We start from the raw sequence: 16,986 nt of genomic DNA on the forward strand, positions 1-16,986 counted from the left end.
CATGACCACCTGCGGCGAGTTTCTGATCCGCCAGCTCCAGGCCTGGGGCGTCGATACGATGTTCGGCATCCCCGGCGTGCACACCGTCGAGCTCTACCGGGGCTTGCCCGGCAGCGGCATTCGCCATGTCACGCCGCGCCACGAGCAGGGCGCGGGGTTCATGGCTGACGGCTACGCGCGGGTTAGCGGCAAGCCCGGCGTGTGCCTGATCATCACCGGCCCAGGGATGACCAACATCCTCACGGCCATGGCCCAGGCCTACGCCGACTCGATCCCGATGCTGGTGATTTCCTCGGTCAACGAGCGCGACCGGTTGGGGCAGGGCAGGGGCTACCTGCACGAGCTGCCCGACCAGCGCGCGCTCACCGCCGGTGTCAGCGCCTTCAGCCACACGCTGATGAGCGTGGAGGCGCTGCCCGACATACTGGCGCGCGCTTTCGCGGTGTTCTCGGGCGCGCGGCCGCGGCCGGTGCACATCGAGCTGCCGCTGGATCTGATCACCATGCCGGCCGATCACCTTGCCTTGCAGCCGCTGGCCCCGGCCTCTCGCCCGGTGGCCGATGGTGCGCTGATCCGCGCGGCGGTCGAACGCCTGCGCGCCGCCCGGGCGCCGTTGCTGCTGCTCGGTGGCGGCTGCGTCGAGGCGCCGGACGAGGCCCGTGCGCTCGCCGAGGCGCTGGATGCGCCGACCGCGCTCACCATCAACGCCAAGGGCCTGCTGGCGGCCGGCCATCCGCTGCTGCTGGGCAGCAACCAGTCGCTGGTGCCGGTGCGCGAGCTGGCGCGACAGGCGGATGTGGTGCTGGCGATCGGTACCGAACTGGGCGAGACCGATTACGACGTGGTCTTCGACGGTGGCTTCGCCCTCGGCGGCGAGCTGATTCGCATCGACATCGATGCTGCGCAGCTGGGCCGCAACTTCACCCCAGTGCTGGCCATCCAGGCCGATGCACGTCAGGCAATGGAGCAGCTGCTGGCCGAGTTGCCGCCCGCCGTCTTCGATGCCGAGAGTCCGGGGGCACTGCGCGCCGCCGCGGTTCGCGCGGCCCTGGCCGAAGACTTCGCCGGCTGGGCGCACTACCGACAGCTGTTCGATACCCTCCTGGAAGCGCTGCCCAGCGCGCGCTTCGTCGGCGATTCGACCCAGACCGTCTACAGCGGCAACCACCTGGTCGACACCATGGCCCCGCGACGCTGGTTCAACTCATCGACCGGCTACGGCACCCTCGGCTACGGCCTGCCCGCCGCCATCGGGGCGAAACTCGCCGACCCGTCCAGCCCGGTGATCTGCCTGATCGGCGACGGCGGCCTGCAATTCAGCCTGGCGGAACTGGCCAGCGCGGTCGAGGTGGGCGTCGGTATCGTCGTGCTGCTGTGGAACAACCAGGGCTACGGCGAGATAAAGCGCTACATGGAGCGTCGCCAGATCACCCCGCTCGGCGTCGACATCCACACCCCCGATTTCATCGCGATCGCTCGTGGCTTCGGCTGTCTGGCCGAGCGCGCCCGTGACCACGCGCACCTCGCCGAACTGCTGCGCCAGGCGCCGGGCGACCGGCCACTGCTGATCGAGCTCATGGAGGCGCCGCCGTTCCACCCTTGATTCCACAACAACATGCCGGTAACCGCCTTCTCTCCTGCCAACCACAAGAGCAAAACCGGGAGTCACGCCATGTTCAGACAGCTTACCCAGTACTTCGGCCAGGACAGCCTGGCCGCCACCGATCGCACCCATCGCAGCCTCGGCATGCCGGGCACCCTCGCGCTCTGGCTGGGCGCCAACGTGGTGGTGACCACCATTCTCACCGGCATGCTGCTGGTGCCGGATCTGCCGTTCGGCCAGGCGATGCTGATCGTGCTGCTCGGCTCGGCGATCGGCATCCTGCCGCTGGTGCTGGTCGGTCTGATGGGGCAGCGCTCGGGCCTGAGCACCATGGTGCTGGCACGGGGCAGTTACGGCCTCCAGGGGGCCAAGCTGCCGTCGCTGGTCAATCTGTTGAGCCTGCTGGCCTGGAGCTGGATTCAGGCGCTGCTGGCCGGCATGAGCCTGAACTTCGCGGTGCAGGCGCTGACCGGCTACAGCAATCTGGCCTTGTTCACCATCCTCTGCGAGGCGTTGGTGGTGCTGATCGCTCTGCGTGGTCACCTGGGCATCGAACGGGTCGAACGTTGGGCCGCGCTCGGCATGGTGCTGCTCGCCGGCGCGGTGTTCTACGCCATGGGCCAGCACTTCGAATTCGCCGAACTGCTCGCCATGCCGGCCGAACCACGAAACGAGATCACCGCCGGGATCGCCTTCGATATCGTCATCGCCACGGCGTTTTCCTGGATTCCGCTGGCGGCCGACTACAACCGCAACTGCCGTACGCAGAAGGTCGCCGCGGTCGGCACCTGGGTCGGCTACGTGCTCGCCACGCTGCTGGCGATGGGCATGGGCGCGGCGGTGTCGGGCTTCAGCGTGCTGTCGGGCATGGAGCAGACCTACGACCCGGCCGTGTTGCTGGCCGGCTTCGGCTTCGGGCTGCCGGCGGCGATCGTGGTGTTCCTGTCGGTGATGACCACCAACGTGATGTGCGTGTACAGCGCGTCGCTGTCGTACCTCAACATCCGTCCGCAGACGCCTTTCTGGAAGCCGGCGCTGGTGATCGGCCTGCTGTCCATCGCCGGCTCGCAGATCCCGGGCATCCTCGACAATTTCCAGACCTTCCTGCTGGTGATCGGCAGCGTCTTCATTCCGGCGTTCGCCGTGCTGATCGCCGACTACTTCGTCATCCACCGCGGCGACTACGACGAGGGCGACCTGCTGCGCGAAACGGGCGGCCGCTACGGCTACCGGGCAGGCATCAACCCGGCTGCGTACGCCGCCTACGGCTTGGGCGCGTTGCTGGCCTACTATTGGGGCTGGGTCTCGCCGCTCGCGTTCGGCGCCTCGCTGCCGGTGTTCGTGCTTACCGCCGTGCTCTACGTGGTGCTGCGCAAGTGGGTACTGGTACCGCGGGTGCAGGTGGCCTGAGGATGCGCTGGCTTTTCCCGTGACCAGGCGGTGGCGCCCGGAGGAACCGATGAAGATCGTCGCCCGAAACCAGTGGTTCTAGGTGCAGCGCCGCGCCGATGGCGTGAGCCTGATCCATGAGCCCTGGATCAGGCCTTTCTACCGCTGCAACCTCTGGCACGTTCAAGGGCGCGAGCGCGACGTGCTGGTCGATAGCGGCTCGGGCGTGGTCAGTCTGCGCGAGCAGCTGCCCTGGCTGACCGAGAAGCCGCTGCTGGCGGTCGCCAGCCACACCCACTTCGACCACGTGGCCGGGCACCATGAATTCCCCGAACGCCTGGTGCATCCGGCCGAGGCGGACATTCTCTCCCGGCCCGACGGCCAAAATACGCTGGCTGAAGCCTATGTCGGCGACGAGATGTTCGAGGCCCACCCCGACTGCCCGCTGTGCTACGCCGAATATCGCGTGAAGGCGGCGCCGGCAACGCGGCTGGTGGAGGAGGGCGACGTGCTGGATCTGGGCGATCGGGTGCTCGAGGTGCTGCACACGCCAGGGCATTCGCCGGGCGGCATCAGCCTATGGGAAGCGCGCACGCAGACGCTGTTTTCCGGGGACATCCTCTACGACGGACCGCTGATTGAGGACGCCTACCATTCGGACCTCGGCGACTACGCGCGCAGCCTGGCGCGCTTGGGCGAATTGCCGGTGCGCACCGTGCACGGTGGGCACTTCTCGAGCTTTTCAGGGGAGAGGATGCGTGAGCTGATCGAGGCGTGGTTCGCTGCCCATCCAGGGATGGACTAGCGAACCCGCGTCGGTTCAGACGGTGTGCAGGTACCAGTTGTACTCGAGGTCGGAGATCGAGTGCTCGAACTCGGCCAGCTCGCTTTCCTTGCAGGCGACGAAGATGTCGATGTAGTCCGGGCTGATGTAGCGGGCCATGATTTCGCTGTCGTCCAGCTCGCGCAGCGCGTCGCGCAGGTTGGTCGGCAGGCTCTGCTCGACCTGCTCGTAGGAATTGCCCTCGATCGGTTCGGCCGGCTCGATCTCGCTGGTCAGGCCGTGATGGATCCCGGCCAGGACGCCAGCGAGCAACAGGTAGGGGTTGGCGTCGGCACCGGCTACACGGTGTTCGATGCGCACCGCGTCCGGACTGTCGGTGGGAATGCGCAGGGCCACGGTGCGGTTGTCGAGGCCCCAGCTCGGGGTGTTCGGCACGTAGAACTGGGCACCGAAGCGGCGGTACGAATTCACGTTCGGGCAGAGGAAGGCCATCGAGGCCGGCATGGTCTCCTGTAGCCCGCCGATGGCATGGCGAAGGCGGGCATTTTCCAGCGGCTCGTCGCCGGCGAAAATATTGTTTCCGTCCTTGTCCAGAATGGAAATGTGCACGTGCAAGCCATTGCCTGCCTGGCCGGGGTAGGGCTTGGCCATGAAGGTGGAGTCCATCTCATGGTCGTAGGCGATGTTCTTGATCAGCCGCTTGAGCAGGACCGCGTAGTCGCAGGCCTTGATCGGGTCGGCGACGTGATGGAGGTTGACCTCGAACTGCGCCGGCGCGCTTTCCTTGACGATGGCATCGGCCGGGATGCCCTGTTCCTTGGCGCCTTCGAGCACGTCCTGCAGGCAGTCGACGTATTCGTCCAGGTCGTCGATCAGGTAGACCTGGGTCGACACCGGGCGCTTGCCGGAGATGGGTGAGCGCGGTGGCTGCGGGCGGCCGTTCACGTTCTCCTGATCGATCAGGTAGAACTCCAGTTCGAACGCGGCGCAGATGGTCAGGCCCAGCTCGTCGAAACGCGCTACGACCTGGCGCAGAACCTCGCGCGGGTCGGCGAAGAACGGCGAACCGTCGCGCTCGTGCATGGTCATCAGCAGCTGCGCGGTGGGGCGCTTCTGCCAGGGTTCCTTGGAAAGGGTGTTGGGAATCGGGAAGCAGGTCCGGTCGGCGTCGCCCATGTCCAGGCCAAGGCCGGTGCTTTCCACGGTGATGCCATTGATGTCGAGAGCGAACAGCGAGGCGGGGAGGTTGATGCCCTTTTCATACACCTTGTGCAGGCTGGCGCGCTCGATGCGCTTGCCTCGAACTACCCCGTTCATGTCGGCGATCAGTAGATCGACGTAGAGGATTTCCGGATGTTCCTTGAGAAATGCGTTCGCTTCGTTGAGCTGAACGGCACGCGGCTGGGAAGCCATGATGAAGCACCTTAATTGTTAAAAATTTCAATCATCAAACGTCTTGCCTGGAGTCAATCGAAAAGCCAGGCCAGTGTCAATAGTGGTCCCGGAAGGCTCCGTGCGGCCTGTCGAGGCCCGTTTACCTGGTTGTCGAAGGCGCGACTGTTCAACGAACTGGCAAGCTATTGTCTAAAAAAATGAACAAGGCTACTCTCGATCAAGACTTCCACGACAGACAGACGTGTGTCCTCATGCCTCGCTTGCCGCTGATCGGCGTATGCGCCTGCACCAAACAGATCGGTCACCATCCTTTCCATATCGCTGGCGACAAATACCTGCGGGCGGCCTCCATCGCCGGGCTACCGCTGGTGATTCCGGCGCTCGGCGAAGCGCTCGACCAGGCCACCCTGCTCGAGCAGTTCGACGGCCTGCTGTTCACCGGTTCGCCGTCCAATGTCGAGCCTCATCATTATAGTGGGCCGGCGAGCGAGCCCGGCACGCCCCACGATCCCGATCGCGACGCCACGACCCTGCCGCTGATCCGCGCTGCCATCGACGCCGGCATTCCGGTGTTCGGCATCTGCCGCGGCTTCCAGGAAATGAACGTCGCCTTTGGTGGCAGCCTGTACCAGAAGGTTCACGATGTCGGCGTTTACGGGGATCACCGCGAGCGTCCGGACGATCCGGTGGAGGTGCAGTACGGCCTCAGCCATCCGCTACACATCCAGCCGGGAGGGCTGCTCGCCACGCTGCTGCCACCCCAGATCCAGGTCAACTCCGTGCATGGCCAGGGGGTCGAACGCCTGGGCCGGGGCCTGCGTATCGAGGCGCTGGCGCCGGACGGGCTGATCGAAGCCTTCTCCGTCGAGGGCGCGCGTTTTGCCCTAGGCGTCCAGTGGCACCCGGAATGGAAGGTGCATGACCACCCGCATTACCTGGCGCTGTTCCAGGCTTTCGCCGAGGCCTGCCGGGAGCACGCGAGCCAACGCTGACCGCACCCTCGCAGCGGTCGTTCCATCAACCTTGAGGTCGTTATGACTACCAAGCTCGACCAGCTCACGGGCTGGCTGAAAGAACGCAAGATCACCGAAGTCGAATGCCTGATCAGCGACCTGACCGGTATCGCACGGGGCAAGATTTCCCCGACCAACAAGTTTCTCGACGAAAAGGGCATGCGTCTCCCCGAGAGCGTGCTGCTGCAGACCGTCACCGGCGACTATGTCGAGGACGACATCTACTACGAGCTCCTCGATCCGGCCGACATCGACATGTTCTGCCGCCCGGACCCCAATGCCGTGTTCCTCGTGCCTTGGGCCATCGAGCCCACCGCCCAGGTCATCCACGACACCTACGACAAGATGGGCAACCCCATCGAGCTGTCGCCGCGCAACATCCTCAAGAAAGTACTGAAGATGTACGCCGACATGGGCTGGCAGCCGATCGTCGCGCCGGAGATGGAGTTCTACCTGACCAAGCGCTGCGAGGACCCTGACCTGCCGTTCCAGCCGCCGGTCGGTCGCTCGGGCCGGCAGGAAACCGGACGCCAGTCGTTCTCCATCGATGCGGCCAACGAATTCGACCCGCTGTTCGAGGACATGTACGACTGGTGCGAGGCCCAGGGCCTGGACCTCGATACGCTGATCCACGAGGAAGGCACCGCGCAGATGGAGATCAACTTCCGTCATGGCGAGGCGCTGCACCTGGCCGACCAGATCCTGGTGTTCAAGCGGACCATGCGCGAGGCCGCGCTCAAGCACAACGTCGCCGCTACCTTCATGGCCAAGCCCATGACAGGCGAGCCGGGCAGCGCGATGCACCTGCACCAGAGCGTCATCGACCTGGAAACCGGGCGCAACATCTTCTCCAACCCCGACGGTTCCATGAGCCAGCTGTTCCTGCACCACGTCGGCGGCCTGCAGAAGTACATCCCCGAGCTGCTGCCGATGTTCGCGCCCAACGTCAATTCGTTCCGCCGTTTCCTGCCCGACACCTCGGCGCCGGTGAACGTCGAATGGGGCGAGGAGAACCGTACCGTCGGTTTGCGCGTGCCCGATTCCGATCCGCAGAACCGCCGCGTCGAGAACCGCCTGGCCGGTGCCGATGCCAACCCGTACCTCGCCATAGCCGCGAGCCTGCTGTGCGGCTACATCGGCATGGTCGAGGAATTGACCCCGAGCCAGCCGGTCAAGGGTCGCGGCTACGAGCGCCGCAACCTGCGCCTGCCGTTGACCCTGGAAACCGCCCTGGAGCGGATGGAAAGCTGCCGACAGCTGGAAAAGTACCTGAGCCCCAAGTTCATCACCGGCTATGTCGCGGTCAAGCGCGCCGAGCAGGAGAACTACCATCGGGTGATCAGTTCCTGGGAGCGCGAGTTCCTGATGCTCTCGGTGTAATCGTAGGGTGGATGGCGTTTTTTTCATCCACCGTCAACGCACCGCACTAACGACCTGGAGGTGATCGATGAGCGATACGCAAACCCAGCAATGGCAAGCCATGAGCCGCGACCACCATCTGCCGCCGTTCAGCGACTACAAGACGCTGAACGCCCGAGGTGCGCGGATCATCACCCGCGCCGACGGCGTCTACCTGTGGGACAGCGAGGGCAACAAGATCCTCGATGCCATGGCTGGGCTCTGGTGCGTCAATGTCGGCTACGGCCGCGAAGAGCTGGTCGAGGCGGCCAGCCGACAGATGCGCGAGCTGCCCTATTACAACCTGTTCTTCCAGACCGCCCACCCGCCGGCCCTCGCGCTGGCCAAGGCGATCGCCGAGATCACGCCGGCCGGCATGAACCATGTGTTCTTCACCGGTTCCGGCTCGGAGGCCAACGACACCGTGCTGCGCATGGTGCGCCATTACTGGGCAATCAAAGGCCAGCCGGAGAAGAAAGTGGTCATCGGCCGCTGGAACGGCTATCACGGCTCGACCGTCGCGGGCGTCAGCCTCGGCGGGATGAAGGCGATGCACGGGCAGGGCGATCTGCCGATTCCGGGTATCGAGCATATCGACCAGCCCTACTGGTTCGGCGAAGGAGGCGACCTGGACCCTGACGCCTTTGGCGTGCAAGTGGCCGAACAGCTCGAGCGCAAGATTCTCGAGGTGGGCGAGGACAAGATCGCCGCCTTCATCGCCGAGCCGATCCAGGGCGCGGGCGGTGTGATCATTCCGCCGGACAGCTACTGGCCCAAGGTGCGCGAGATCCTCGACCGCTACGACATCCTGCTGATCGCCGACGAGGTGATTTGCGGCTTCGGCCGCACCGGCGAATGGTTCGGCAGCGACTATTTCGGCAACGCGCCGGACCTGATGCCGATCGCCAAGGGCCTGACCTCCGGCTACATCCCCATGGGCGGCGTCGTGGTGCGCGACGAAGTGGTGCAAACGCTCAACGAGGGCGGCGAGTTCTACCACGGCTTCACCTATTCGGGGCATCCGGTGGCGGCCGCGGTGGCGCTGGAGAATATCCGCATCCTGCGCGAGGAGCGCATCGTCGAGCGGGTGAAGGCGCATACGGCACCCTATTTGCAGAAGCGCTGGGCGGAACTGGCGGAACATCCGCTGGTGGGGGAGGCGCGTGGCGTCGGCATGCTCGGCGCGCTCGAGCTGGTAAAGGACAAGAAGACCCGAGAGCGCTTTACTGATCAGGGTGTCGGCATGCGCTGCCGCGATCACTGTTTCGATAATGGTCTGGTGATGCGCGCCGTCGGCGACACCATGATCATTTCTCCGCCGCTGGTGATCAGCACCGACGAAATCGACGAGTTGCTGGCCAAGGTTCGCCGTTGTCTGGATCTGACGGCGAAAGACATGCGGGCCTGAACGCTGCGCACGGCGGCCGTTACGGGTGACTTTTGTAGCGTCTGGCCTGTTGTAAAAAAGGGGCCGATCTTGCCAGACTGCGCGGGTGCGTCAGGCGGCCGGCCCGTTCGCCACGTCACTGCCCCGAATGCTTATTAAGACAACAGGAGCTGCACGGATGAAACCCTTTGCCAAGACCCTACTCGCCTTGACGCTGGCCGGCGCCACCGTCGGGGTTTCCCAGGCCGACGACAAGGTGCTGCACGTTTACAACTGGTCCGACTACATTGCCGAAGACACCCTGGATAACTTCACCAAGGAAACCGGCATCAAGGTCGTCTACGACGTCTTCGACAGCAACGAAGTGCTCGAAGCCAAGCTGCTCGCCGGCAGCTCCGGTTACGACGTGGTGGTGCCGTCCAACCCCTTTCTGGCCAAGCAGATCAAGGCTGGCGTGTTCCAGAAGCTGGACAAGTCCAAGCTGCCGAACTGGAAGAACCTCGACGAGGACCTGCTCAAGGCACTGGAGCCGAGCGACCCGGGTAACGAATACGCGATCCCCTACATGTGGGGCACCATCGGCATCGGCTATAACGTCGACAAGGTCAAGGCGGTGCTCGGCGACGACGCACCGGTGGACTCCTGGGACCTGGTCTTCAAACCCGAGAACATCGAGAAGCTGAAGTCCTGCGGCGTCTCCTTCCTCGACTCGCCGACCGAGATCCTGCCTGCAGCCCTGCATTACCTGGGCTTCCAGCCGGACAGTGGCAAGGCCGACGAGCTGAAGAAGGCCGAAGACCTGTTCATGCAGATCCGCCCGCACGTGGCCTACTTCCATTCTTCCAAGTACATCTCGGACCTGGCCAACGGCAACATCTGCGTCGCCATCGGCTATTCGGGCGACATCTACCAGGCCAAGTCGCGCGCCGAGGAAGCCAAGAACAACGTCAACGTGGGCTACAACATTCCCAATGAAGGCGCTGGCAGCTTCTTCGACATGCTAGCCGTCCCGGCCGATGCGAAGAACGTCGAGAGCGCGCACGCGTTCCTCGATTACCTGATGAAGCCCGAAGTGATGGCGGCCATCACCGACTATGTGCAGTTCCCCAACGCCAACGCAGCTGCCACGCCGCTGGTCGACGAGTCCATCCGCAACGATCCGGGCATCTACCCGAGCGCCGAGGTGGCCAAGAAGCTGTACACCTTCCCGGACCTGGATCCGAAAACCCAGCGCGCCATGACCCGTAGCTGGACGAAGATCAAGTCGGGCCGCTGAGCCATGCCGACTCCGGTCTTGTATCCCGTCTCCGGAGTCCTTTCGGCGTGGCAGACGCGTATAGCGGCTGCCACGCCTCTCCCCAATCGCCACCCCATTCAGACCTGCTGTTGTCCCGTCTTTGCGACAACAGTTGATTTTTCGAGGTTTTTCCCATAAACAGCCCGCCTTTACCCGCCGGGTGACAGCGGCCTGGAACACGAGGACCCAACATGCGTTCGACGCTCAAGACTCTGCTCGTCACGGCCATTGCCTGTGCCGCGACGGCACAGGCCCATGCCGAATCCACCGTGCACATCTACAACTGGTCGGATTACATCGGCGAGTCGACCCTCGAAGAGTTCCAGAAAGCCACCGGCATCACGCCGGTCTACGACGTCTTCGACTCCAACGAAACGCTTGAAGGCAAGCTTCTGGCCGGCCGCAGCGGCTACGACGTGGTGGTGCCCTCCAATCACTTCCTCGGCAAGCAGATCAAGGCCGGTGCCTTCCAGGAGCTGGACCGCGACAAGCTGCCCAATTGGGAGAATCTCGACCCCGAACTGCTCAAGCAATTGCAGAAGAACGACCCGGGCAACCGTTACGCCGTGCCCTATCTGTGGGGCACCAACGGCATCGGCTACAACGTGGAGAAGGTCAAGGCCGCGCTAGGCGTGGACGAGATCGATTCCTGGGATGTGCTGTTCGAGCCCCAAAACATCGAGAAGCTGTCGAGCTGTGGCGTGGCCTTCCTCGACTCGGCCGATGAAATGGTGCCGGCGATGCTCAACTACCTGGGTCTGGACCCCAACAGCCAGGACCCGGCCGATTATGAAAAAGCCGAGGCCAAGTTGCTCGAAGTTCGGCCTTTCGTCAGGTATTTCCATTCTTCGAAGTACATTTCCGATCTCGCCAATGGCAATATTTGTGTCGCCGCCGGGTTCTCCGGTGACGTGTTCCAGGCCGCCGCCCGTGCCGAGGAAGCCGGCAAGGGTATCGAGATCGCCTATTCCATTCCCAAGGAAGGCGGCAACCTCTGGTTCGACATGCTGGCGATCCCAGCAGATGCCAGCAATGTCGACGAAGCTCACGCCTTCATCAATTACATCCTCGATCCGCAAGTCATCGCCGGCGTCAGCGATTACGTCGGCTACGCCAACCCCAATCTCAAGGCGGGCGAGCTGATGGATGCCGAGGTGTATGAAGACGAGTCGGTCTATCCGCCCCAGGAGGTGCTCGACCGGCTCTATGTGTCGGCAGAACTGCCTCCCCGGATCCAGCGGGTGATGACGCGAACCTGGACCAAGGTCAAATCCGGCCGTTAAGTCCCGACGCTGTGCCCGGCGCAGCTCGGTAGCCGCCCAGCCCGCTGGCTGGGCCAATTTTCCATCTTCGGGAGTTCGCGCATGGCCGTAGCCTCCAGCGCCTACAAGAAAGCCCTCAGCGGCGAAAGCAAAAGCAAGCAGGTGCTGCTCAAGATCGACCGCGTCACCAAGAAGTTCGACGAGACGGTGGCGGTCGACGATGTCTCCCTGAACATTCACCAGGGCGAGATCTTCGCCCTGCTGGGAGGATCGGGCTCCGGCAAGTCGACGCTGCTGCGCATGCTCGCCGGCTTCGAGCGGCCCACCGAGGGGCGCATTTTCCTCGACGGTCAGGACATCACTGATTTGCCGCCCTACGAGCGGCCGATCAACATGATGTTCCAGTCCTACGCGCTGTTCCCGCACATGACGGTGGAGCAGAACATCGCCTTCGGCCTCAAGCAGGACAAACTGCCCAAGGGCGAGGTGGAAGAACGTGTCGCCGAAATGCTCAAGCTGGTGCAGATGAGCCAGTACGCCAAGCGTAAGCCGCATCAGCTTTCCGGTGGCCAGCGCCAGCGGGTCGCCCTGGCCCGCTCGCTGGCGAAAAGGCCCAAGCTGCTGTTGCTCGACGAGCCCATGGGCGCGCTGGACAAGAAGCTGCGCTCGCAAATGCAGCTGGAGCTGGTGCAGATCATCGAGCGGGTCGGCGTTACCTGCGTGATGGTCACCCATGATCAGGAAGAGGCCATGACCATGGCCGAGCGCATCGCCATCATGCACCTGGGCTGGATCGCCCAGGTCGGCAGCCCGATGGATATCTACGAAACGCCGGCGAGCCGGCTGGTTTGCGAGTTCATCGGCAACGTCAACCTGTTCGATGGCGAGCTGGTCGAGGACATGGAAGACCACGCCATCATCGCCTGCCCTGGGCTGGAAATTCCGATCTATGTCGGCCACGGCATCAGCACCCGCGCCGAAGACAAGCGCATCACTTACGCCCTGCGCCCGGAAAAGCTGCTGATCGGCACCGAGTTGCCGGAGCTGCAGCGCCCCGGCTACAACTGGGCCAAGGGCGTGGTGCATGACATCGCCTACCTCGGAGGTCATTCGGTGTACTACATCAAGCTGCCGTCAGGCGGTGTGGTGCAGGCCTTCCTGGCCAACTCCGAACGCCACGTGAAATGGCCGACCTGGGAGGAAGAGGTGTACGTGTACTGGTGGGATGACAGCGGCGTGGTGCTGCAGGCATGAACCGGCTCAGGATGAACAACGGACGCCGTCTGGTCATCGGTGTTCCCTTCGTCTGGCTGATGCTGTTCTTCCTGCTGCCCTTCGTCATCGTACTGAAGATCAGCTTTGCCGAAGCCGACGTCGCCATTCCGCCCTATACCGAAATCTTCAGCTACGCCGAGCAGCAGCTGCAGGTGGTCATCAACCTGGGCAATTACATCTTCCTCAGTGAAGATCAGCTCTACCTGGCGGCCTACGCCGGTTCACTGAAGATCGCCTTCGTCAGCACCCTGCTGTGCCTGCTGATCGGCTATCCGATGGCCTACGCCATCGCCCGCGCGCGCAAGGACCTGCAGACCGTCCTGCTGCTGCTGATCATGATGCCGACCTGGACGGCCATCCTGATCCGCGTCTACGCCTGGATGGGCATTCTCAGCAGCAACGGCATTCTCAACGGGCTGTTGCAGGGCCTGGGGCTGATCGATGCGCCGCTGCAGATCCTCAATACCGACACCGCGGTATACATCGGCGTGGTCTATTCCTACCTGCCGTTCATGATCCTGCCGCTTTACGCCAACCTGGTTAAGCACGACCTCAGCCTGCTCGAGGCGGCTTCGGATCTCGGTGCGCGCAATCTCTCCAGCTTCTGGAAGATCACCGTACCGCTGTCGAAGAACGGCATCATCGCCGGCTGCATGCTGGTGTTCATTCCGGTGGTGGGCGAGTTCGTGATCCCCGAGCTACTCGGCGGGCCGGAGACGCTGATGATCGGCAAGGTGCTCTGGCAGGAGTTCTTCAACAACCGCGACTGGCCGGTGGCTGCGGCTCTGGCAGTGGTGATGCTGGCGCTTCTGTTGGTGCCGATCATCCTGTTCAACCGCAACCAGGCGCGGGCGCTGGAGGGCAAGCTATGAAGCGCTACAGCTTTTCCAACCTGATCCTGGTGCTGGGCCTGCTGTTCATCTACCTGCCGATGGTGATTCTGGTCATCTACTCGTTCAACGCCTCGCGGCTGGTGACGGTGTGGGGTGGCTGGTCGCTGAAGTGGTACGCCGGGCTGCTGGACAATAGCCAGCTGATGGGCGCGGTGATGCGTTCGCTGGAGGTGGCCTTCTACACAGCGATCGCCGCGGTAGCGCTGGGCACCATGGCCGCCTTCGTGCTGACCCGTATTCCGCAGTTTCGCGGGCGCACGCTGTTCGGCGGTCTGGTCACCGCGCCATTGGTGATGCCCGAGGTGATCACCGGCCTGTCACTGCTGCTGCTGTTCGTGGCCATGGCGCAGTTGATCGGCTGGCCGGCCCAGCGCGGCCTGACCACCATCTGGATCGCCCACACCACCTTCTGCTCGGCCTATGTCGCGGTGGTTGTTTCGGCCCGGCTGCGAGAGCTGGACCTGTCCATCGAAGAAGCGGCGATGGACCTCGGGGCGAGGCCGTGGAAGGTGTTCTTCCTGATCACCATGCCGATGATCGCGCCCTCTCTGGCGGCCGGCGGCATGCTCTCGTTCGCGCTCTCGCTGGACGATCTGGTGCTGGCGAGCTTCGTCTCCGGACCCGGTTCGACCACCTTGCCGATGGAAATCTTCTCTGCGGTGCGCCTCGGTGTGAAGCCGGAGATCAACGCGGTGGCGAGCCTGATCCTGTTGGTCGTGTCGCTGGCGACATTCCTCGCCTGGTTCATCACTCGGCGTGCCGACAAGCGCCGTGCACGGGCGATGCAGCAGGCCCTGGACGACACCGGGACACCGACCTTCCGTCAGGTGATCGACAGTCGCAAGGCCATGACCCCGCCTTCAACCCACAGCTGAGCGAGACCGCCAGCTCGTCGCTGATGCGACGGCTGGCGGGCCGTCAACGCTGCCAGTCGCAGAAACAACCCACCGCCAGCGAATGGGTCGCCGCCACCCGGCGGCCGGACGCCAGGGCCTCGATGATCGGCTCGATGAAGCTGTTGCCCGAATTGCACACCGCGCCTTCGCTGTAGGGCCCGACATAGGCCAGCCTGCCGCTGCGGTCCCAGATCGCCACGGCGGGGCTTGCCGGCAACCCCTCGGCGCCGGACAGTGACTCGAGCGGCTGCAGTCGCGCCAGCTGGTGCGGCAGGCGACCGCTGCTGCCGGGCTTTTGCACGACATGGAAGGACACGCCCTGCCCGGCGTAGCGCGCGATGAGTTCGGCCAGATGCTGCTGATTACCGACATTGCAGGGACAGGCCGGATCCCAGAAGTGCACGACGCGAATATCCCCGGTGCCTGCCAGGGCGGGTGGCAGGGCGAGACTGTCGCCGGAGAACAACGCGGTGCGATCATCGAAGGGGCGCAGATAGCGCGCCTGGAACCACCAGAACGCGGCGAGCATGGCGATGATCCAGAGGATGCCGATGAGGCCGACCAGCAGGTATTTGTAGCGTGGAGACATGACGGCGCTCGTTAGACGGTTTCTCAGCTTGCCACGCCGTGGCACAGAGCAGAATATCGTGCCCGCTCACGTTTGAAGAATTTGATGATGGCCGACTCCCTCGATCCCGACCTGCTGCGCGCGGCCTTGCAGCCCCTGGCGCAGACGACCGACCTGTCGCCCCAGGCGCGCCACTACCAGGCCTTCTATGGGCTGGACCTGCCGCACCGGCCGGGCGTGCACAGCGCCCTGGGGCGTTTCGCCGTACGCGATTACGAAGTGGTCGCCCAGGCCTGGTGGCCGGACAGTCCGCGCGCGACGCTGATCGTCCTGCACGGTTTCTATGACCACATGGGGCTGTATCGCCATGTGGTCGACTGGGGCTTGGAGATGGGGTTTGCCGTGCTTGGCTGCGACCTGCCCGGCCATGGGCTGTCGAGCGGCCCCAGGGCGAGCATCAACGAGTTCGACGAATACCAGGCGGTGCTGCAGGCCCTGCTCGAAGAGGCGCGGCGGCTGGAACTGCCGGCCCCCTGGCACCTGCTCGGACAGAGCACCGGCGGTGCGATCGCCCTCGATCACCTGCTGCATACGGATCAGCCCGGCGCGCTGGGTGAGACCATCCTGCTGGCACCGCTGGTGCGGCCGCGTTCATGGGGCTGGTCGCGGGTGAGCTACGAGCTGTTGCGCCGTTTCGTCGATCAGATCCCTCGACGTTTCAGCGAGAACTCCAGCGATGCCGGCTTTCTCGAGTTCATCCAGACCCGCGACCCGCTGCAGCCGGTCATTCTGCCGACGGCCTGGGTCGGCGCCCTGTCGCGCTGGATCCCGCGCATCGAGGCCGCGCCGGGCTGTCGGCACCGCCCGATCATCGTGCAGGGCGAGGCGGACATGACGGTGGACTGGCGCTACAACCTGCCGGTACTGCAGCGCAAGTTCGACAACCCCGAGGTACTGCGGCTACCGGCTGCGCGTCACCACCTGGCCAACGAGAGCGAGGCGCTGCGACGGCAGTACTTCGACTTCCTCCGCGAGCGCCTCGGCTAAGCGGCGATTACTGAGCGCCGACCGCCAGAGCCGCACGCAGCGCCTTCAGCGCGGCATCAAAATAGGCCTTGCCGTCGCTCGATTGGGCGAAGGCGACGTACTCCTCGAGTTCGGCATCGGACAGGTCGCGGTAGACGAACAGCAGGGTGTTGTCGATCTCGCCGTCCATCTGCTGGATCAGGCGTTCACGCTGGGTATCGAGCAGTCCCTGGGCCTGACCTCCACCGAGGATACCCGGCAGCATCTGGCTCAGGCTGTCGGCGGCTACGCCGGCCAGCGCCAGACTGACTTCGGCACCGGCCTCGGTGGCTGGCACGGCCTGGGCGAGATGGCGAATCAGCAGCTGGCGGTTGCTGCCCGCCTCCAGGCGGGGCAGGCCACCGGCATACTTGTCCAGTTGCTCGCGGCGACCGGCCAGCACCTCGGCGGATACGATCTTGCGCCCCAGCGGGGACTGGTAGAACTCGAGTGCCGGCTGTGGGTCGGCGAGGTTGCTACGCAATGCCTGCAACGCGCGGTTGTCCATGGCCTGCGGCGCGAAGCGCTGATTGCTGTTGTTGACCAGGGTCTTGAACACCGCCGGTGGAAGCGTCTGCTGGTAGCGCTGCTGAGCGGAGGTGAGTGCATCGGCGAAGTTGGCGCGCTGATCGGGCCAACCGGCGGTTTCGTACAGTTCCTGGTGGGCGTCGGCAAAGCTGTAAAGGCTGAAGGCGAACAACGCACAAGCTAAAAGGACGCGCATGGGAACTCCTGTCTGGCGGGCATTTTATTTTCGGTGC

Annotated in this window: 15 protein-coding genes; 12 read left to right on the plus strand and 3 right to left on the minus strand. The window is 64.2% G+C overall.

The window, feature by feature from the left end:
• Position 1 precedes the first annotated feature (1 nt).
• The 3 genes from G7026_RS06370 (at position 2) to G7026_RS06380 (ending at position 3,797) form a co-directional block, all read left to right on the plus strand.
• Positions 2-1,603 carry a 5-guanidino-2-oxopentanoate decarboxylase gene (locus G7026_RS06370; RefSeq protein ID WP_181069922.1) on the plus strand — a complete coding sequence of 534 codons (1,602 nt, stop codon included), beginning with the start codon at positions 2-4 and terminating at the stop codon, positions 1,601-1,603.
• A gap of 69 nt (positions 1,604-1,672) precedes the next feature.
• Positions 1,673-3,013 (plus strand): purine-cytosine permease family protein, encoded by a 1,341-nt coding sequence (locus G7026_RS06375; protein WP_181069923.1) that lies wholly within the window; start codon positions 1,673-1,675, stop codon positions 3,011-3,013.
• An 82-nt stretch (positions 3,014-3,095) separates the two neighbouring features.
• A complete protein-coding gene (locus tag G7026_RS06380; protein ID WP_308811762.1) occupies positions 3,096-3,797 on the plus strand; it encodes an MBL fold metallo-hydrolase in 702 nt (233 codons plus the stop codon).
• A 15-nt stretch (positions 3,798-3,812) separates the two neighbouring features.
• On the opposite strand, the gene G7026_RS06385 is transcribed toward G7026_RS06380, so the two are convergent.
• On the minus strand, positions 3,813-5,189 hold the full coding sequence (locus tag G7026_RS06385) for a glutamine synthetase family protein (RefSeq protein ID WP_181069924.1): 1,377 nt from the start codon (positions 5,187-5,189) through the stop codon (positions 3,813-3,815).
• A 233-nt stretch (positions 5,190-5,422) separates the two neighbouring features.
• Between G7026_RS06385 and G7026_RS06390 the strand changes: the two genes are divergently transcribed.
• From G7026_RS06390 to G7026_RS06425, 8 genes are all read left to right on the plus strand, one after another.
• The gene (locus tag G7026_RS06390) at positions 5,423-6,163 is read left to right on the plus strand and encodes a gamma-glutamyl-gamma-aminobutyrate hydrolase family protein (protein ID WP_181069925.1); all 741 of its coding nucleotides are present in this window, start codon (positions 5,423-5,425) and stop codon (positions 6,161-6,163) included.
• Between the two features lie 42 nt (positions 6,164-6,205).
• Positions 6,206-7,564, plus strand: coding sequence for a glutamine synthetase family protein (locus G7026_RS06395; RefSeq protein WP_181069926.1), 1,359 nt, complete (start codon positions 6,206-6,208; stop codon positions 7,562-7,564).
• 67 nt (positions 7,565-7,631) lie between these two features.
• Positions 7,632-8,990, plus strand: coding sequence for an aspartate aminotransferase family protein (locus G7026_RS06400; protein WP_181069927.1), 1,359 nt, complete (start codon positions 7,632-7,634; stop codon positions 8,988-8,990).
• A 157-nt stretch (positions 8,991-9,147) separates the two neighbouring features.
• Positions 9,148-10,245: an extracellular solute-binding protein gene (locus G7026_RS06405; RefSeq protein WP_181069928.1), complete on the plus strand. Its 1,098-nt coding sequence runs from the start codon at positions 9,148-9,150 to the stop codon at positions 10,243-10,245.
• Between the two features lie 212 nt (positions 10,246-10,457).
• Positions 10,458-11,549, plus strand: coding sequence for a polyamine ABC transporter substrate-binding protein (locus G7026_RS06410; protein ID WP_181069929.1), 1,092 nt, complete (start codon positions 10,458-10,460; stop codon positions 11,547-11,549).
• Between the two features lie 81 nt (positions 11,550-11,630).
• Positions 11,631-12,782 carry a polyamine ABC transporter ATP-binding protein gene (gene potA / locus G7026_RS06415; protein WP_181069930.1) on the plus strand — a complete coding sequence of 384 codons (1,152 nt, stop codon included), beginning with the start codon at positions 11,631-11,633 and terminating at the stop codon, positions 12,780-12,782.
• Positions 12,779-13,675, plus strand: a complete 897-nt coding sequence (locus tag G7026_RS06420; RefSeq protein ID WP_258190182.1) for an ABC transporter permease subunit — start codon at positions 12,779-12,781, stop codon at positions 13,673-13,675. The genes potA and G7026_RS06420 overlap by 4 nt, the downstream gene beginning before the upstream one ends.
• The gene (locus G7026_RS06425; protein WP_181069931.1) at positions 13,672-14,571 is read left to right on the plus strand and encodes an ABC transporter permease subunit; all 900 of its coding nucleotides are present in this window, start codon (positions 13,672-13,674) and stop codon (positions 14,569-14,571) included. Before G7026_RS06420 ends, G7026_RS06425 begins: the two co-directional genes overlap by 4 nt.
• A gap of 43 nt (positions 14,572-14,614) precedes the next feature.
• On the opposite strand, the gene G7026_RS06430 is transcribed toward G7026_RS06425, so the two are convergent.
• On the minus strand, positions 14,615-15,181 hold the full coding sequence (locus G7026_RS06430) for a DUF6436 domain-containing protein (protein WP_181069932.1): 567 nt from the start codon (positions 15,179-15,181) through the stop codon (positions 14,615-14,617).
• Between the two features lie 87 nt (positions 15,182-15,268).
• On the opposite strand from G7026_RS06430, the gene G7026_RS06435 reads away from it, so the two are divergent.
• Complete coding sequence (locus G7026_RS06435; protein ID WP_181069933.1) at positions 15,269-16,207, plus strand: alpha/beta hydrolase; 939 nt, start codon at positions 15,269-15,271, stop codon at positions 16,205-16,207.
• A gap of 7 nt (positions 16,208-16,214) precedes the next feature.
• Here G7026_RS06435 and G7026_RS06440 read toward each other — a convergent pair whose 3' ends face one another.
• Positions 16,215-16,949 (minus strand): DUF2059 domain-containing protein, encoded by a 735-nt coding sequence (locus tag G7026_RS06440; protein ID WP_181069934.1) that lies wholly within the window; start codon positions 16,947-16,949, stop codon positions 16,215-16,217.
• Positions 16,950-16,986: the final 37 nt, after the last annotated feature.

Source organism: Stutzerimonas azotifigens, assembly GCF_013522725.1.
GTDB lineage: Bacteria > Pseudomonadota > Gammaproteobacteria > Pseudomonadales > Pseudomonadaceae > Stutzerimonas > Stutzerimonas azotifigens_A.

What these genes read in the sequence shown, in the direction of transcription:
- G7026_RS06420 (WP_258190182.1), top strand. Translation starts at nt 12,779, where the DNA reads ATGAACCGGCTCAGGATGAACAACGGACGCCGTCTGGTCATCGGTGTT.
- G7026_RS06385 (WP_181069924.1), bottom strand. Translation starts at nt 5,189, where the DNA reads ATGGCTTCCCAGCCGCGTGCCGTTCAGCTCAACGAAGCGAACGCATTT.
- G7026_RS06390 (WP_181069925.1), top strand. Translation starts at nt 5,423, where the DNA reads ATGCCTCGCTTGCCGCTGATCGGCGTATGCGCCTGCACCAAACAGATC.
- G7026_RS06370 (WP_181069922.1), top strand. Translation starts at nt 2, where the DNA reads ATGACCACCTGCGGCGAGTTTCTGATCCGCCAGCTCCAGGCCTGGGGC.
- G7026_RS06440 (WP_181069934.1), bottom strand. Translation starts at nt 16,949, where the DNA reads ATGCGCGTCCTTTTAGCTTGTGCGTTGTTCGCCTTCAGCCTTTACAGC.
- G7026_RS06430 (WP_181069932.1), bottom strand. Translation starts at nt 15,181, where the DNA reads ATGTCTCCACGCTACAAATACCTGCTGGTCGGCCTCATCGGCATCCTC.
- G7026_RS06425 (WP_181069931.1), top strand. Translation starts at nt 13,672, where the DNA reads ATGAAGCGCTACAGCTTTTCCAACCTGATCCTGGTGCTGGGCCTGCTG.
- G7026_RS06375 (WP_181069923.1), top strand. Translation starts at nt 1,673, where the DNA reads ATGTTCAGACAGCTTACCCAGTACTTCGGCCAGGACAGCCTGGCCGCC.
- G7026_RS06405 (WP_181069928.1), top strand. Translation starts at nt 9,148, where the DNA reads ATGAAACCCTTTGCCAAGACCCTACTCGCCTTGACGCTGGCCGGCGCC.
- G7026_RS06435 (WP_181069933.1), top strand. Translation starts at nt 15,269, where the DNA reads ATGGCCGACTCCCTCGATCCCGACCTGCTGCGCGCGGCCTTGCAGCCC.
- G7026_RS06400 (WP_181069927.1), top strand. Translation starts at nt 7,632, where the DNA reads ATGAGCGATACGCAAACCCAGCAATGGCAAGCCATGAGCCGCGACCAC.
- G7026_RS06395 (WP_181069926.1), top strand. Translation starts at nt 6,206, where the DNA reads ATGACTACCAAGCTCGACCAGCTCACGGGCTGGCTGAAAGAACGCAAG.
- G7026_RS06410 (WP_181069929.1), top strand. Translation starts at nt 10,458, where the DNA reads ATGCGTTCGACGCTCAAGACTCTGCTCGTCACGGCCATTGCCTGTGCC.
- potA (WP_181069930.1), top strand. Translation starts at nt 11,631, where the DNA reads ATGGCCGTAGCCTCCAGCGCCTACAAGAAAGCCCTCAGCGGCGAAAGC.